The organism is Rhizobium sp. ZX09, from assembly GCF_017357485.1.
GTDB classification, from domain to species: Bacteria; Pseudomonadota; Alphaproteobacteria; order Rhizobiales; family Rhizobiaceae; genus Agrobacterium; species Agrobacterium pusense.
Window position 1 is genome coordinate 1,449,929 of sequence record NZ_CP031363.1, and the last position, 16,167, is coordinate 1,466,095.

At 58.3% G+C, this 16,167-nt stretch carries 19 protein-coding genes; 14 read left to right on the forward strand and 5 right to left on the reverse strand.

Translation table 11 applies throughout. The features are described 5' to 3' along the window. Positions 1-454: 454 nt before the first annotated feature. From BTN45_RS07185 to BTN45_RS07205, 5 genes are all read right to left on the reverse strand, one after another. Positions 455-3,298, reverse strand: coding sequence for a valine--tRNA ligase (locus tag BTN45_RS07185; protein WP_207589545.1), 2,844 nt, complete (start codon positions 3,296-3,298; stop codon positions 455-457). Between the two features lie 238 nt (positions 3,299-3,536). Further along, on the reverse strand, positions 3,537-4,499 hold the full coding sequence (gene popZ / locus BTN45_RS07190; RefSeq protein WP_207589552.1) for a PopZ family protein: 963 nt from the start codon (positions 4,497-4,499) through the stop codon (positions 3,537-3,539). 392 nt (positions 4,500-4,891) lie between these two features. Next, a complete protein-coding gene (locus BTN45_RS07195; RefSeq protein ID WP_022556281.1) occupies positions 4,892-5,563 on the reverse strand; it encodes a protein-L-isoaspartate O-methyltransferase in 672 nt (223 codons plus the stop codon). A 347-nt stretch (positions 5,564-5,910) separates the two neighbouring features. Then, the gene (locus BTN45_RS07200; protein ID WP_207589554.1) at positions 5,911-7,083 is read right to left on the reverse strand and encodes a site-specific integrase; all 1,173 of its coding nucleotides are present in this window, start codon (positions 7,081-7,083) and stop codon (positions 5,911-5,913) included. A gap of 3 nt (positions 7,084-7,086) precedes the next feature. After that, on the reverse strand, positions 7,087-7,797 hold the full coding sequence (locus BTN45_RS07205; protein WP_207589556.1) for an Arc family DNA-binding protein: 711 nt from the start codon (positions 7,795-7,797) through the stop codon (positions 7,087-7,089). 115 nt (positions 7,798-7,912) lie between these two features. On the opposite strand from BTN45_RS07205, the gene BTN45_RS26690 reads away from it, so the two are divergent. From BTN45_RS26690 to BTN45_RS07265, 14 genes are all read left to right on the forward strand, one after another. Then, positions 7,913-8,110: a helix-turn-helix domain-containing protein gene (locus BTN45_RS26690; RefSeq protein WP_348649829.1), complete on the forward strand. Its 198-nt coding sequence runs from the start codon at positions 7,913-7,915 to the stop codon at positions 8,108-8,110. Continuing rightward, entirely contained in the window at positions 8,107-8,406 is a 300-nt protein-coding gene (locus tag BTN45_RS07210; RefSeq protein ID WP_207589558.1) for a hypothetical protein, read from the forward strand. The genes BTN45_RS26690 and BTN45_RS07210 overlap by 4 nt, the downstream gene beginning before the upstream one ends. Then, positions 8,403-8,558: a hypothetical protein gene (locus BTN45_RS07215; RefSeq protein ID WP_157951550.1), complete on the forward strand. Its 156-nt coding sequence runs from the start codon at positions 8,403-8,405 to the stop codon at positions 8,556-8,558. Before BTN45_RS07210 ends, BTN45_RS07215 begins: the two co-directional genes overlap by 4 nt. A gap of 10 nt (positions 8,559-8,568) precedes the next feature. Then, positions 8,569-8,766, forward strand: coding sequence for a hypothetical protein (locus BTN45_RS26345; RefSeq protein ID WP_246751678.1), 198 nt, complete (start codon positions 8,569-8,571; stop codon positions 8,764-8,766). Next, a complete protein-coding gene (locus BTN45_RS07220) occupies positions 8,745-9,305 on the forward strand; it encodes a hypothetical protein (RefSeq protein WP_207589560.1) in 561 nt (186 codons plus the stop codon). The genes BTN45_RS26345 and BTN45_RS07220 overlap by 22 nt, the downstream gene beginning before the upstream one ends. Beyond that, the gene (locus tag BTN45_RS07225) at positions 9,298-9,762 is read left to right on the forward strand and encodes a hypothetical protein (protein ID WP_207589562.1); all 465 of its coding nucleotides are present in this window, start codon (positions 9,298-9,300) and stop codon (positions 9,760-9,762) included. Before BTN45_RS07220 ends, BTN45_RS07225 begins: the two co-directional genes overlap by 8 nt. A gap of 286 nt (positions 9,763-10,048) precedes the next feature. Then, a complete protein-coding gene (locus BTN45_RS07230) occupies positions 10,049-10,249 on the forward strand; it encodes a hypothetical protein (RefSeq protein ID WP_207589564.1) in 201 nt (66 codons plus the stop codon). A 211-nt stretch (positions 10,250-10,460) separates the two neighbouring features. Next, positions 10,461-10,643 carry a hypothetical protein gene (locus BTN45_RS07235; RefSeq protein ID WP_207589566.1) on the forward strand — a complete coding sequence of 61 codons (183 nt, stop codon included), beginning with the start codon at positions 10,461-10,463 and terminating at the stop codon, positions 10,641-10,643. Between the two features lie 456 nt (positions 10,644-11,099). Continuing rightward, the gene (locus BTN45_RS07240; protein ID WP_207589568.1) at positions 11,100-11,720 is read left to right on the forward strand and encodes a hypothetical protein; all 621 of its coding nucleotides are present in this window, start codon (positions 11,100-11,102) and stop codon (positions 11,718-11,720) included. A 14-nt stretch (positions 11,721-11,734) separates the two neighbouring features. Then, a complete protein-coding gene (locus BTN45_RS07245; protein ID WP_207589570.1) occupies positions 11,735-12,409 on the forward strand; it encodes a hypothetical protein in 675 nt (224 codons plus the stop codon). Between the two features lie 99 nt (positions 12,410-12,508). Beyond that, positions 12,509-13,312, forward strand: coding sequence for a DUF2213 domain-containing protein (locus BTN45_RS07250; RefSeq protein WP_207589572.1), 804 nt, complete (start codon positions 12,509-12,511; stop codon positions 13,310-13,312). 31 nt (positions 13,313-13,343) lie between these two features. Then, positions 13,344-13,823 carry a hypothetical protein gene (locus BTN45_RS07255; protein ID WP_207589574.1) on the forward strand — a complete coding sequence of 160 codons (480 nt, stop codon included), beginning with the start codon at positions 13,344-13,346 and terminating at the stop codon, positions 13,821-13,823. Next, complete coding sequence (locus tag BTN45_RS07260; protein WP_207589575.1) at positions 13,820-15,508, forward strand: tape measure protein; 1,689 nt, start codon at positions 13,820-13,822, stop codon at positions 15,506-15,508. The genes BTN45_RS07255 and BTN45_RS07260 overlap by 4 nt, the downstream gene beginning before the upstream one ends. Further along, a complete protein-coding gene (locus BTN45_RS07265) occupies positions 15,508-16,167 on the forward strand; it encodes a Gp138 family membrane-puncturing spike protein (RefSeq protein WP_207589576.1) in 660 nt (219 codons plus the stop codon). Before BTN45_RS07260 ends, BTN45_RS07265 begins: the two co-directional genes overlap by 1 nt.

The following is a 16,167-nucleotide window of genomic DNA, read 5'->3' on the forward strand; positions in this document are numbered from 1 at the left end:
CAATCAAGGCAATGTGATCATCAAAAGAGTGAAGCGCTTCGCGGAAAATGACAATCTGCCGCACACTGGCACAGTTCTGCGACACTTCTCCATTTTTTACGTAAGAATTTCATGTCGATCCCCTTGCATAATCATTTTAGGTTATTTTTCTAATTAAACGGAAGCGATCCGACACAAAATGAAACAATTTCCCACGCGTGACGGGAATTGTCGCCAAATAACCACACACGCGCGTTTCCCGAAGAAAGGCGCTTATCACGCCGTTTTTGTTGGCTTTTTTGACTGTTCGGGAGATTTTCGAGCGCGAGATGGCGAGAAATGATCGCCCTCCAGCGAGCAACATGATTCGTCGTTGCAACGCAGCAATCGATAGACGGCGACCCTGTCGCTCCATAGCAAAAACGCCCCGTTTTTAGCGGGGCGTTTTTGTTCATGCAAAGCCGCAAGCGGCATGTTACCCCGCTTCGCTTACCCGCGTGAGCGCCGTTCTCAGGCTTGTGAGCTGAATTTCAAGCTCAGCCTTGCGCTCGCGTTCGGCGGCAACGACTTCCGGATCGGCATTGGCCACGAATTTCTCGTTCGACAACTTCTTGTCGATGCGTTCCATTTCCGCGTCCACCTTGCCGATCGCCTTCTCGAGACGAGCCTTTTCGGCCGCAAGATCGACCAGATTGCCAAGCGGCAGGCAGATGGTCGCCTCACCGACGATGATCTGGGCCGATCCCTTCGGCGCGACGTCGGCGGCACGGATTTCATCGGCCCGCGCCAGACGCCGGATAGCGGCGGCGTGGCGATCGAGCCGTGCTTCCGTGGAGGTATTGGCGCCAACGACCACCAGCGAGGCAGTGGCACCCGGCGGCACGTTCATCTCGGCGCGCGTCGAACGAATGCCGGACACGAGATCGATCAGCCAGTTGATTTCCGCAGCCGCGGCGTCGTCGCGGAACTCCGGCTCCGGCCAGTCGGTAAGGCAAAGAAGATCATCGCGCTCCTTGCCCTCACCGGCCGTATGCGCCCAAAGCTCTTCCGTCATGAACGGCATGAAAGGATGCAGCAGCTTGTAGATCTCATCCAGAACATAAGCCGCGCAGGCCTGCGATTCCGACTTGGCCTTTTCATCGTCGCCGCCGAAGACCGGCTTCAGCAGTTCCAGATACCAGTCGCAGAACTGGTTCCAGACGAAACGGTAGAGAATGCCTGACGCATCGTTGAAGCGGAAGTTCTCAAGTGCCGCCGTCACGTCGCGGGCCGTGTTGGCAAGCTCGGTCAGGATCCAGCGGTTGATCGTCAGCGAGGCGGTTTCCGGCAGGAAATGCGGGTCACGCTTCACACCATTCATCTCGGCAAAGCGCGTCGCATTCCAGAGCTTCGTGCCGAAATTGCGGTAACCCGCAATACGTGCCGGATCGAGTTTCACGTCGCGCCCCTGCGCCGCCATGATGGCAAGCGTGAAACGCAGCGCATCGGCACCATATTCATCGATCAGTTCCAGCGGGTCGATGACGTTGCCCTTGGATTTCGACATCTTCTGGCCGTTCTTGTCGCGAACCAGCGCATGAATATAGACCGTGCTGAACGGCTCGACCGGGTTACCGGCGTCGTCCTTCATGAAATGCAGGCCCATCTGCATCATCCGCACCACCCAGAAGGGGATGATGTCGAAGCCGGTGACAAGCACGTTTGTCGGATAATAGCGCGCCAGTTCCGGCGTCTGTTCCGGCCAGCCGAGCGTCGAAAACGGCCAGAGCGCAGAAGAGAACCAGGTGTCGAGCACATCTTCGTCGCGCGTCAGGATTTCGCCCGGAGCGAAGTTCTCAAGCTTTTCCTCGACCCAGGCCTTCCACGGGCCTTCATGGGCGATGTAATGCTGGATGGCCGCCTGCAGCGCCTCTTCCTCGGTCTTCTCGACGAACACCTGCCCGTCCGGGCCGTACCATGCCGGAATCTGGTGTCCCCACCACAATTGCCGCGAGATGCACCAGGGCTGGATGTTCTCCATCCATTGGAAATAGGTGTTTTCCCAGTTCTTCGGCACGAAATTGGTGCGGCCTTCGCGAACCGACGCAATCGCCGGCTGCGCCAGCGTCTTGTTGTCGACCCACCACTGGTCCGTCAGGCGTGGCTCGATCGGAACGCCGCCGCGGTCGCCATGCGGCACCACATGCTTGTGCGGCTCGATCCTGTCGAGCAGGCCGGCTTCCTCAAAAATTTCGACGATGATCTTGCGGGCGGCAAAACGGTCCTGACCTTCCAGCCGGTCCCATGCGCCGTGCAGCGCCGCCGGATGGTCGAGGCCGTCGAGGAAATCCTCATTCTCCTTGATGGAGATGGTACCATCGATATTCATGACATTGATGGCGCGCAGGCCACAGCGCTTGCCGACTTCGAAGTCGTTGAAATCATGCGCGGGCGTGATCTTGACCGCACCCGTACCGGCGGTCGGATCGGCGTAGTCATCGGCGACGATGGGAATCCTGCGACCGACAATGGGCAGGATGACGTGTTTGCCGACGATGCCCTTGTACCGTTCGTCTTCCGGGTTCACGGCAATACCGGTATCGCCAAGCATGGTTTCCGGACGCGTCGTGGCGACAACGATATAGTCGCGGGTCTCGAACTCGGTGGGCTTGCCCTCCTCGTCGAATGCGGTCGGGTACTGATAGGTAACGCCCTTTTCGAGCGGATAGCGCAGGTGCCAGAGATTACCCTTGACCTCGATCTGCTCGACTTCCATGTCGGAAATCGCAGTCAGCAGCTTGGGATCCCAGTTGACGAGGCGCTTGTCCTTGTAGATCAGGCCCTGCTTGTAGAGCGTGACGAAAACTTCGAGAACAGCCTCGGAGAGACCTTCATCCATGGTGAAGCGTTCGCGCGACCAGTCGCAGGACGCGCCGAGACGTTTCAGCTGGTTGAAGATCAGGCCGCCGGATTCGGCCTTCCATTCCCACACCTTCTCCACGAAGGCCTCGCGGCCCATGTCGCGACGGCCTGGAAGCTGCTGCTCCATCAGCTTGCGCTCGACGACCATCTGCGTGGCGATGCCGGCATGGTCCATGCCCGGCTGCCACAGCACATCCTTGCCGCGCATGCGCTCGAAGCGGACCAGAATATCCTGCAGCGTGTTGTTGAGCGCATGGCCCATGTGCAGGGACCCCGTCACATTCGGCGGCGGGATGACGATGGTGAAGGTTTCCGCGCCCGGCTTGGCGTTGGCGCCGGCACGAAAAGCGTTAGCCTCGTCCCAGGCTTTGGCGATCTTCGGTTCGACGGTGGCGGAATCGTAGGTCTTTTCGAGCATTTCCTGACCTGAATTTTAGAGTTCTTGTGTGGATTTTTTAAATAAGGATGGACAGTCGAGAGTCAACAGAAACCGACCCTCAGGACGCTCCGTGAGCGACCCGATGGCCGACTATGCCCCGATAACGCTTTCATCTTCAATAAAAAAGCCGCCCCTGTGCCGGGCGGCCCCTGTTTAACGCCAATGCCACGCCTCCCGACGCGGGCGGGAGGCACGCGGCCCTGCGGCCAGCGTAAAATCAGCGGCGCGAGCCGCGCGCCACGCGCTCGATTTCTTCGCGCACGAGACGCTCAACCAGGGTTGGCAGATTGTCTTCCAGCCATTCCTGCAGCATCGGACGCAGCATCTCGGCCGCCATGTCCTCGATCGAACGACGTTCGACGCCATCGAAAACCTCGGCCAGCTCACTGAAGGAACGCGCGATCTGCGCGCCCGCGGCGGCCGAGATGAGGTTGAGCGACAGGTCGGAGCCGGCCTGCGCTTTGTCTTCCGGCTGCGGCGCAACCAGATCGAGTGACGGTGCCTCGGCAATGGGTTCCTGCACGTCGATGTCGAAAACCTCCTCGGCGACAGCGGTTTCAATCGCACCGCGCAGCGCCATATGATCAAAATAGTTTTCCGGTACAGGCGCGCTTTCAATGGCAGCGGCAGCGGCCCGGTCCTCGGAAGCAGCGGTCGCCTGCTGTTCTGCAGCAGTTGCCGCAGCCGCCACCATCAGCGGCCGTACATCCGTCGGACGCTGTGGGGCGGGCCGTTCGGTCTGCGCCACGGCGGGAGAAGAGGAAGCCGGAGAAGCCTGCATCGCCGCGCGCTGGCCCTGCGAGGCGAAGGCCTGCGGCCCCATGGCGGCGTTGCGGTCTGCGGCAGCGCGAACCCGCGCGGCGACATCGGCGAGCGACATCGTCTTTTCGACGGGGATTTCCTGGGGCTCGGCCAGGGATTGTTCATAAGCCGGTGAAAAATCCTGTGCAGGCCGTGCGCCAAAGGCCTGGTTTGCCGGCGGAGGGACGCGGGCCGGCGGGCTGGCTGGCTCCGTCATGTAAGTTGCGTCGCCTGCCGCCTCGTCCTCATCGTCATAAACCGGCGGTAACTGGCCGGAAAATGCGCCGGCGGGCCCTGGCTCGTTGCTTTCGATGATCCGGCGTATCGACGCCAGAATCTCTTCCATGGACGGTTCACGCGCTACGCTTGGCTGAGCCATATCAATCCCCGGTTTCCACTCTCTAGCACCCGGCCTCGCATCACTTCGGATGCCAGGGGCACTTCGCACCTGTTCAATCTGCACATCACGGCAGCGGCAGCCGAAAACAACCGCCGCGCCGACAGTCTGCAACAGGCCTGAGAAAGACGCTCCGCATCTTCGCAACCCGCTGCAGGGGTCATGCGGGGCAGAAATACGCACACCCCGAATCACCTTAGTTTAGGGTAGCATAGCCACGAACTAAATCACTGATTCGACAAGTTTCGTGATGATACACAGCTTTGTGGGCGCGATGTTCTCGAAGACGCACACGGGATGAATTTCCAATCCTCACAAAAACGCCGGGGTGGAAATTCCACCCCGGCGTCAAGAACAGAATGATGGTACGGTGATCAGAAAACGAATTCGGCTGCCTTGGCGAAACCCGGCAGCGGCTTGACCGAAGCATTGAAGAAGGTCGCGGCCGACGTGCTGGCGCCATCGCGGCGATAGACGGTGGCCTTTGCGGCATTGCCGTATCCGACAACGACGACGAGACGCCCGCCATCGCGCAACTGCTCGGTAAGTGCCGCCGGCACTTCCTCGACAGCGCCGTTCACGAAAATCAGATCGTAAGGCGCTTCGCTCGCATAACCTTTTTCGAGATCGCCGGTGACGACAGCGACATTGTCATAGCCAAGCGAAGCGAGCGTTTCGGTCGCCTGTGCGGCGAGCGCTTCATCGCATTCGAGCGAAACGACGGAGCCGGCAAGCTGGGACAGGATGGCGGCCGCATAACCGGAACCACCGCCGACTTCCAGGACCACGTCCTCCCTCGAAACGGCCGCGAGCTGCAGCAGCTTCGCGAGCGGCGAGGCCTTCATGACATAACGGGCCGGGCGGCCATCCCGGGCGGGACAGATCTGCAAATCCTCATCCACATAGGCAATCTGCCGTGCACCCGTCGGCACGAATGCCTCGCGCGGCACACTCAAAAACGCCTTCAGCACCGAATGCGAAGTCACGTCGGTCGTACGCAGCTGGCTGTCGACCATATTGGCGCGCGCGGTTTCGAAATCCATCATGTCGTTATCGCCTCAATTTCACGGATGCCGGTCGGGAAGTCCCGGCTCCAAAAGCTCAAAACGGCGCGGGCCTCCCCTCGCCTTTGAGTAATCTCATAATTGGCCAAGAGCGCGCTTTCAAGCGCGGTAAGACGGATGTGGGGTAAAAAGCAGGATGGCAGCGGTTTTCTTCGCGGAACAAACGGCGAGACGTCGCCAATCGTGACGCGGAACAGGAAAAATCATCGTACCGTGGGAGAATTTTGGAGGCCTCGCCCGGAATTGAACCGGGGTACAAGGATTTGCAGGCTTTCACCCGCTCTTGATTTACCATCGCAATTTCCCTGTTTGTCGCAACCATGTTGCAGTCAGTCGAGCAAAATGTTCGCGGCTTGTGCTAGTTCTGTCCCATCATCCAGCCGCGGGAATAGGTGTCCGTAGGTGTCCATGGTCATCACGATCGAGGAGTGGCCCATGCGCTCCTGCACCATTTTGACCGGCAGACCTAAGCCGCCGTCTTCCTTCCTGTTGATGAGCCAGGAGGCGTAGAAGTGGCGCAGCGCGTGGAGACCAGTATATTTAGCCTCGATGGCATCCCCCTCGCCCACGGTCACGCCAGATCGAATCATCGCCGGCTTGAGGCCCTTGTTCACGATGTTCGCGTGTGACCGCGGTTCGCCGTCTGGATTGGCGAAGACCAGTTCGAAGCCAGGCGGCTGCCGGAGCTTATGTTCCTTCAACGCCGCGATAACGACAGGCGGAACCGGGATCGTTCTAACTCCAGCCTCTGACTTCGTCGGGCCGATTTCCTTGAACTGGTCAGCGCGCTGATTGACGTGGATCTCCGCCTTCTTGAAATTCACGTCCTGCCACCGCAGGCCCCTCAATTCTGAGGAACGCATACCCGTGAAGATGGCCGTCACAAGCAACGGCCTCCAGTTGCCATCCAGAGCCGCCACCAGCGCTTTGACCTCGCCTCTGGTGGGTATGTCCACCCCAACAACCAGCTTGCCCTTCTGGCGCTTCTCCTGGCGCCTGTCGCGACCTTTGCGGCTGGACCGGATGTCTCGCACTGGATTGCGCGTTGCCAGCCCCCGCTCGTTTGCGTCAGACAGGATGGAGCCGAGCGAGGTCAGAACCTTTTTCACCATAGCTGGCGATCGGCCATTCTGGCGCATCGTGTCCTCGAAGTCCCTGACGGCCGGCACAGTAAGCCGCGATAACAGTGTCTGACCGATCAAAGGATTGATGTGGTGTTTCAGGTGGCTTTTGCGCTGATCCATAGTGGAGCGCTCAAGGCTCGCGCTTTCGCCCGAGGCGATCCACAGAGAGCCAGCCTTCTCGACCGTCACACTCGCGCTGTCAGCGACGTGGACGCCCTCCCTGACCTCCACAGAGGCGGTTGCAGCGAACCTATCGGCATCCTTCTTCAACTTAAAAGTCTTCAGCCGGCGCTTGCCGCCTGTGTCGAAATAATCAACCACCCAGGCGCTCTTTGCCTCGCCCTTCGGCGTCGTCCATTCGCGCTTTCGAACGCTCATCGGTCACTCTCGCACTTTAAACGGATCGTAATTTTCTGCCGGAGCCCCTGAGGCTGGGTCGCTGCGGCGTTTCTCTTGCTCAAAGACCGAGAGTGAGTGAAACTCTAGACGTTTCTGGATTTCGTCCTTCGGGATTCTGCGCATTATTTCTGCCGCTCCCTCAGTATCCCCCATGCTCAACTTCTCAGCGATTTCGGAGAGAGGGCCGCGCGGCACGATGTCCATCAAATAAAAGCTGTCTTGCATAGGATTTGGTGACTTTGGCGGCGGTACCGCATACTTCTCGAAGTTGCCTGTGAGTTCGTACGCCTCCAACTCCTCCTCCGTGTAATCGCCATCCCTTTCTGCCTCATGCGCCTCTTCTGAAGCTCGCATCTTGTACGCCCTCCACAATTCCTTGACGGATTCGCGGGTTTCCGCATCAACTCCGGTTACCCTACCGGACACGATGCCGTTCACGGTCTCCTCAAACTTGGTTATGAAGTCTTCTATCCTGGGATCGCTAGTGCCTGCGCTCAGAACCTCGAGCATTTTTGCTAGCTCCTCAAGCCTGTCATCGACGGTCCATTGCTCCGGAAATTCGCGCTCAAGTACGCGGACTATCTCACTGTTAATGCTGGTTCCGCGCCTCTCAGCATATGCCTTGATGCGATCCCGCAGGCCATCCGGAAATCTCAGCATGTATTGGTCGGCCCCTCGGCCTGCTTTTGCCATGACGATATACCCCTAAACTTTGCGACATAGCACTGTCTTATATCCCTCTTGACGTCAACCCTATTACTGTATTACCCCTATTACCGTGTTAGGTACAGTTAATGAGGTTTCGAAAATGCAAGACGGTGAAACAAACACGCACGGAGACCTAGACTTACTCTGGGGAGCGGAGGAGATCGGCAAGGCGCTCGGCCGCTCTATGCGGGCGACCTATGAGATCCTCGACAAAGGGGAGATCCCGGCACGAAAGCTCAATGGGCGGTGGGTCATCTCAAGAAAACGCCTTGTCTCTTTTTTTACGGAGTCAGCATGACCCTGGATGATCACGATAAAATCGCCGCTCTCTGCATGGCGCAGCTGGAAGAGCTGGGTCGTTCCTCGGGACGATCTCTTTTCCAGAAAGCTTTGATGTTTGAACTGCCATTTGATGGCCTCGAAGCTCAGGTCGAAGCGGCAGTTCAAGACCTTCAAGATCATTTGGCCGATGGCGGCACTTGCGACAACGATCTACGGATCGCTTGCAACACTTTCAAACTCGCTCTTCTCCAAGAGGGTCGCCGGTTGATCGCCCTCATCCCCGACCAGGTTTACGACGGAGGTGTTCAATGATGGCAGAATACATCGCAGTCGGCGCATTCATCGCCTTCGCCGTTACTCACCTTGTCGTCAACCTGATTGCCTTGCAGCGCGCACGGAAGAGAAAAGCTCTTTCCGACGCCAAGGCCCACCAGGTTTGGCTAAACAATCACAGCAAACTCTGAGGTTGTCGACATGACGTCACTTACTCCCCCAGAACACCAGCACAGCGAAACAGTCATCACCGCCGCACAGTGGCTTGCGGAACAAAATCCTATCCCAACGCCGATTATTCCTAATCTTCGGGAGCGCTTCGGCCTCTCAGCATTGGAGGCGTGCGAGGCGGCCGCTCTGTCGAACAGGTATAAGGTTTGGCGGAGGGCGCACGGCTGATGGTTCACGCCCAACACATCGTCGAGCACGGAGAAGAGAAGAGCAAATTCCTCTTCACCAAAACCGCTCGGAAATTCCCGATCGTTGATGCGCGGCCTCTTCGCTGGCCGAACAGTCCAAAGGCCGCTGATGAGCTTGTAGAGGACTGGCGTGATCGTGCTGGTCGAGCTCTCGGTGCTCTGAAGCTTTCGAAAAGGGCAATGATGATGATTGCTTCCCACACATCGAGACGAGACGGAAGGTGCACCCTCTCTGATGCGTCTTTAGCCAGCAGAACAGGGAGGTCGATCCCTTCCATTAAACGTGACGTCTGCAGGCTAAAGAAGATGGGTTTTCTCATAGCCGAGACAACCTCCGATGTTGCCTATCGGGAGCGTCGGCGCGTTCTCTATCTGTCGATCCCCGACGTGCTGGATGAGGATCAACGTATACCCCTAAATGACGATCAACGTATCGATATAGAACTTGGGCACTACTCAGGATCAACGCATACCCCATACGTTGATCCTTCTGATAAAGGAGAACGCCGAGATGTCTGAGCAACTGTCTCTCCTGGATTGGTATCCGCCGGCAGAGGTTTTACCGTTTCCCCTTCACCGCTCCCACGGTGCCACAATCGCCGTTGCCAGATCGATCGTAAACATTGAGACCGCAAAGCGATCCGGAAAGCTTAACAGCATACGCGCACAGACGCGCAAACGGCTTGAGCCGCTTATTGGTGTCGATCGGGCAGACAAGGCCGCAGACGATCTCATTCGCGCAATCAAGGTCGGTTTCGCTTATTGTGAGAGCCACAACTTTCATAAGCAAAAGAGCCATTCTGAAACGGTGATTTCTTTTGCAACGAAGCAGCCACTTAAAGCGATACCGTATGGTGACGGCGCTGGCGAAGCCAGTGCTTTGGGTCAAGGGACGAAGTTCCTTGCGGGTTTGGGCGGAGCCCAAGAAAGACCTGAGTATGACGCTGCGCGCGCGCGCGAAGGCGGTGCTGCATGAATTTGCAATCGGGGAGATCGTATCTCGATAGCGCTGGCCGAAGGTTTGAGTTCTACGGATTGGGCAAGCATACAGGGTTCGCATTTGGTCAAGCTTATGACCCTCGGCCAAAGAGGTGGAAAAAGAAATCCACCGGATATGACAATAATCGACGCGATGTGAATGGCGGCAAAGGCATCCTGATCTGCCCTTATCCAGTCAACGATTATCACCCTTCAGCTTTTCCATTTTATAGACACGGCAAGCACCGTGGATTTTGTTGCAACTTTCAAGGAAGGCGAGTCGCATGAGTGAACAGAGCGAGACCGGTGAGAAGATTACCGTTATCCCTCACCAGGATTATGTCACCTTTGAAGTTTTCGACGACACTATCTGGATCACCCAGGAGGGATACGCCGAAGGTGATCAGACGATTTCAATCATTGGCCGGGCCAACCTCGATTTGATGATTTCGGCCCTGTCTAAGGTGCGGGAGAAATGGTCATGATCGTAGTCGAGCGCGGAATAGGAAGTGGCACTGGTTACTTCGTTGTTGAACACCCTGACGAAGTAGAAATCGCGGGGCCATTCAACACCCATAGCGCGGCTTGGCGATGGATCGACCGGAACGAAGGGCAACCCGTCTCACGCAGCGAATCTCTCGGCATATTCATTCGCGAGAGCAATGGAGGCGTGGCATGAGCGATCAGGTAACGAGAATGCCAATTATCGCTGATGAAGCTTCGGCGGTGGATTATCGCACGCTCGACATTCTCGGGTGGGCGGTGACCGACAAGCCAACGCAGGAAGCGTATCGGAAATGCACTGGCGAGGATGCCGGCGCTGTCCTCGATCGGTATGTCGCCTGGGCGCGCGAGAACATCATCGGGGATGCCTTTTGACTAATCCGGCCCCCTCTCTCCTCGACCACGACGAAATGCAGCGTGGCATCGCCGGCGGCCGAAAGCTGCCGGTGCCAATGCTACCGTCAGAGGTCATTAGGATTGAGACGGCAATGCATTTCGCCTGTGTTGGTGACAAGACAATTCGAGCGTGGGCAAAGACGTATGGCATCGGTAGGCAGGCCGATCGCCACGCTCCGCTCCAGATATCCTTCCCCGCACTTCTCATGAAGGTTGACGGCGAAATTCGGACCTTGGATCGCTTTAGAGCCGGCGACAGGTCGCACCCATCGGTGACGTTTTATCTCGATCGTGCGGTCATGCTTCTGGAGGAACTTCGGAAGCCACGGGCAAAGCGCTGAAAAAGCGTTCAAAAACTAGCACATAGTTCCAAATTCTTCGAATACCGCCAAAGCTCTCGGCATGGTCTTATGGTTCTCAGCAAAGGAGAACCGAATGAGCAAGGAAGCCGCCAGCCTGGATGATCGCATTGCCGATGCATTCGCGGGCGAACAAACCTCCCAGACCATTGCCGCGCTGCTTCAGGAAGTCCAGCAGACTAGCGCCGACGCCGAAGCTACCAGCAAGGCCGCAGAGCAGCGCGCCCTCAATCCTCGCCTTCGCCCCGCTGACGTTGATGCGGCCCGCAAGGAAATGGAAGATGCCAATTTTCGCAGCAAGCGCATGGACGCCGCCGCCGATCAGTTGAGCGAACTGCTTCAAACGGCAAAGGGCAATGAAGCGGCCGCCGCGCGCGCCGCCGAGTACGAGGCGGCGAAGGAAGAGCGCGACCAGCTTGTGAAGGATCTGGCGGCTTACGAGAAACACGCCTCCGCAATCGTTCAGTTGCTCGACCGGCTCGCAAAGAACAGCGACCGCCTGCAGCGCGCCAATGCCGGCCAGAGTGCTGACACCTGGCTCTACTCCGCACAGAAGATTGCACGCGATGCCAGCTTCGAATTTGGCATTCAGCACGATTCCCAGCTTCCGAACCTGATCAACGGCGTGCGTCTTCCGAAATTTCGCAAGGACAAAAATTCGGTGCACGGCTTCATGTGGCCGCCGGCCGCTAACTGACGAGGAACCGCACAATGCTTTTCAACCGCAAGAAAGAAGATGGCGCTCATCAGCGCGTCGGCCTCAGCGATGGGGTCGAGGCAAAGGTTGCCGAGTTCGTCAAGGATTGGGCCGCCCTCCAGCGTGGGCAGCGCCAGATAGTGGCAGACCGGAAAGAGGAGCCGCTGAAGCTGCTCACTGACGCTGACGTGGCATATTTCGTCAAGGCTATGGAAGACGAGGCCGCACTGATCGAATCCGAGATCGAGGGTGCCCGCAAACGTCACATCGCTGACATCGCGCAGAAGGACGCTGAGATTGCCGCGATTAATCGTGAGATAGAGGCTCAGAAAGCTCGCATCGCTGACCAGGAGCAAGAGGTTCGACGCCGTGCGAGCGAGATCAGGGCAACAGCCGAGATCGCCTCGAAAATATTCCCGACGTTCGATGCCGAGGGCTTTGTACACGCATCAGACATCCGGAAGGAAATCGTTCGCCGCCGATGCGGTGACGGTGCCGTTGATGGCAAGACTGAAGCCTACATCGATGAGCGCTTTGAACTCCTCGCAGCGCGCGTCAACACCGATCCGTTCGCGGTCGTGATGGCTGATGGCATCAGGCGGAATGATCCGAAGGATGCGGCCGAGAAAGCCTATCAGGAGTCCGTCCAGCGCCTTCGTGACGCTCACAAGCAACCACCGGAGAATTGATATGCCCGCGACTGGTAACCGTCGGCATGAGGTGGCGGGGGGATGGGTTGTCTCCGCCCGAGGGCTCCTCGCCACCGCTCAACTTGAAAGGAACTGAACATGCACCTTCAGGACAAATTGACGATCGACGGCCAGCGCCGCACCCGCGACGGTTATCTCACGGTAAACGCCAAGGTCGCCCGCGCGAACAATGTACAGCTTTACGCGGGATCAGAGGTGGGCAAGCCAGAAATGCCCGTGGTTCGAGTTTTCCGGCCCGCTGACGAGGTTTTCAGCAACGACACGATGCAGAGCTTCGCTCACCGGCCGGTGACGCTGGGGCATCCAAATCAGGCTGTATCAGCCAACAACTGGAAAGACGTGGCAAAGGGCTGGAGCGACGGCGAAGTGGCGCGCGATGGCGAGTTCGTCCGCGTGTCTATGCTCCTAGCCGACGCCGGCACCATCCGAGAGATCGAGGACGGCACCAGAGAGCTTTCCATGGGCTACGAATGCACTCTCGACTGGACGGCTGGCGTATCGCCCTCTGGCGAGGCCTACGACGCGATCCAGCGCGGTATCCGAAGCAATCATATCGCAGTGGTGCCGGCCGCTCGTGGCGGCTCTGAATTGCGCATTGGCGACAGCGCCAACGGCAAGGAACCTCGTGTGATGACCGACGCTGAACGCCAGACGATGAAAGACAGCGTGAAGGGTATGCCACTCGACCAGGCTGCAGCGCTTCCGCTCTATGACGGCGTGCGCGGCGTGGTGACCTCTGGAATGCCTGCTGAGAGGTATTTTGCCATCCTCGACGGAGCGGACGTAGGCGCCCCGAAGGTGTCAGACGCCGAGGCAAAGTCCATGGCGGCTTACGATCAGATGGTGGCCGATCTGAACGGCTCCTGGCGGCGCGATCGCTAATGATAACCGTGTTTATCGAGAGGAACTGAATATGATCCGGTACGCATGGGCAGTGGATATCAGCGATAGCTCTCTGAAGGCTGGCGAGTGGGCAGGCGTAAGGCCTTCCACCGCGGCTGAGCGTCGGCTTGTCGCAGCCGGCCGGAGGGATATCTGCTGCACCTTCGCGTTCCGGCAATGCCAGCGCGTGCTGCGCCTGGTTGTCTCCCAGGAAGGCGTCAAACAGCCTTTCTTCTCGACCAAGCGCAAATTCGAAAAGGCTATCGACGCCATGGTGCGCGAGGGTCGCATCCGGGTTGATGAGCCTTACTCGACCACCGTTCTTGCGGTCGCAGCCACCGCAGTTCCCAGCGCCCGAGCGGACATCGAGCGCATACGAGACACCATGCAGTGCGCGGATTGCTCCTGCGTTCTCAAGGATGAGGGTCCGGTCGATCCGAAGTCCGATCAGTACGCTTTCGTGGTCGGCCAGCTTGTTCAGAGCAAATTCGGCAAGGGAGTGGCGCTATGATCGTTGAAGAGCTGATTGGCGTTCTCGGCTGGGACCTGAAAGGTGAAGCCGACCTGAAGAAATTCAAGCAAGGCCTGGCCGATGCTGAGCGCGGTATGTCTCAGTTCGTCACCCGCATGGCCACGTTTGCCGTAGCTGCTGGGACGGCGTTCGCCGGCGGTGCGGCTTTGCTCGGCAAGTCTGTGATTTCCGTATCGGCTCAGTTTGAAGGCTATGCGGCCACGCTGGAGACCATCGAGGGCAGCGCCGAGGGTGCGGAAAAGGCTCTCAACTGGATCTCGGACTTCGCCAAGAGGACGCCTTATGACGTGGCCGAGTTGACGGAGGCTTTCGTCAAGCTACGTGCCTACGGCATGGATCCTACCACCGGTCTGCTGGAAGACCTCGGCAACGCATCGTCAGCCATGGGCAAAGGACTGATGCAGGCGGTCGAAATGATCGCAGACGCCAGCACGGGTGAGTTCGAACGCCTCAAGGAGTTTGGTATCCGCGCATCTCAGGCCGGTGACGAAGTGACCTTCTCGTGGACCGAGAACGGCAAGCAGTTGTCGAAGACGGTCAACAAGACCTCCGATGAGATCACGAAGTTCATTCGCGACCGATTCGGCTCTCGCTTCTCAGGCGCCATGATCCGCCAGTCAAAAACCTGGAATGGCATGATGAGCAACCTGGGCGATAGCTGGATAGATTTCCAGCGTCGTATCGGGCGCGGCGGCTTCTTCGACACCGCTAAAGGCCATCTTGGCGACCTTATGGATTACATCCAGAAGCTGGACGACGATGGAACTATTGATCGTTGGTCCAAGTCCCTGAGCAGAGGTTTGACAGCAGGAGTTGACGCTGCTGGCGCCGTATTCGGAAGGCTCCGCAACCACTTCGATTTCCTCAGCAAATGGGTAGACGAAAACTCCGAAGTTTGGGCGAAGATAGAGACCGGGCTCAAGCTCGTTGCGGCTGTGAAATTCCCATGGCTGGCTTCGCTGCTTGTGCTGGAGGACATCCTTACATGGATGGAAGGCGGCGACAGCGTCATAGGAGACTTTGCGAAGTCGCTCAGTGAGCTAAGTGGCGTCGATGCCGGCAAGATCGGAGCCGTCATGGCCGCTCTGGCAGGCGGTGGCGCTGCTGTCGTCGCCCTAGGCGGCCTAACGCCGGCTGTGCGCGGTCTCGCTGGTGCCGTGGGGCTGTTTGCCACTGGAGCGGCCGCAGCGGGCTCGACAAACCTGCTCCGCCTTCTGGGGGCGGTCGGTATCGGCGTTGCTGGTGAAGCGGCGATCGTCAAAGCCGGCGAAAACTCAATCATGAACGATCCGGCAAAGCGTGAGCGTACCGATCAGGGTAACGCCTGGATTGATAACGTGCGGAAGAAGGTCCGAGGGACCGTCTACGGGGAAGGCCAGCAAAGCAGCTTCGATCAAAACCGGTTCGGCAGTGGCGTTGCGCCCTACATCGAGTCCGATGCTCTCCGAAACTACATTGAGAACGCGCGGCGCGCGAGCACGGTCACTCCTCCCAAAAATGAGGTCACTGATAACCGCAATCAGTCGGTCACCGTCGAAGTTGGCGGCGTGGTTGTCCAAGGCGTCCAGAATGTGAACGCCGCAGTAGGCGGGGCAGTTGGCAAAGCAGTCGGGCAAGCCGCGGTACCGCGCGCTTCTCGCTTTGAGAAGGACGATGCGTTCTAATGGTCGGCTACCTGGGAAAACACACGAACCTGCCAAGCGATTCGATCGGGCAGACCGCGCAAGCCGCCGTCGATAGGATGTGGGGCCCGATACCCGGCGTTACCGTCTCCGCATGGAACGGGCGGACAGTGGATGTGCAGCCTCTTTACCGGCCAATGCACAACGGGCAACCAACAGTCATGCCCGTTCTCTTTGACGTGCCACTCGACCAGCCGATGACGGCAAACGGCGGCATGACGTTCCCTATCCCGGTAGGTACGCCCGTCATGCTCTCGCCTATGATGAGGGCAATGGACGATTGGGAGGAAGGCGGAGAAGCAACAGCGACAGACGCGCGAGCTTTCCACATATCGAGCATGAGGGCTTCTATCTCGGGGGGCGAGAGCCTGGCCCAAGATATCCCTTCCATTGACCTGGAGAACTTTCACGTTCGGTTCAATGCCGATGGCTCGTTCGGGCTGAAAGGATCGCCCGATGGCAAGCTTCAGATCATGGGTGCCGAGGGCGACATAGTTTCACTGATCGCAGATTTCATGGAGTTGGTTGCTGGAGACGAACTGCAGATCAATTACGGCTCATCTGCTGGAAGTGGCCATGCACTGAAAAACCGCAACGCCTTGACGATCATCGCAGCGAAAATTCGGGGGATGGTCCTTTGA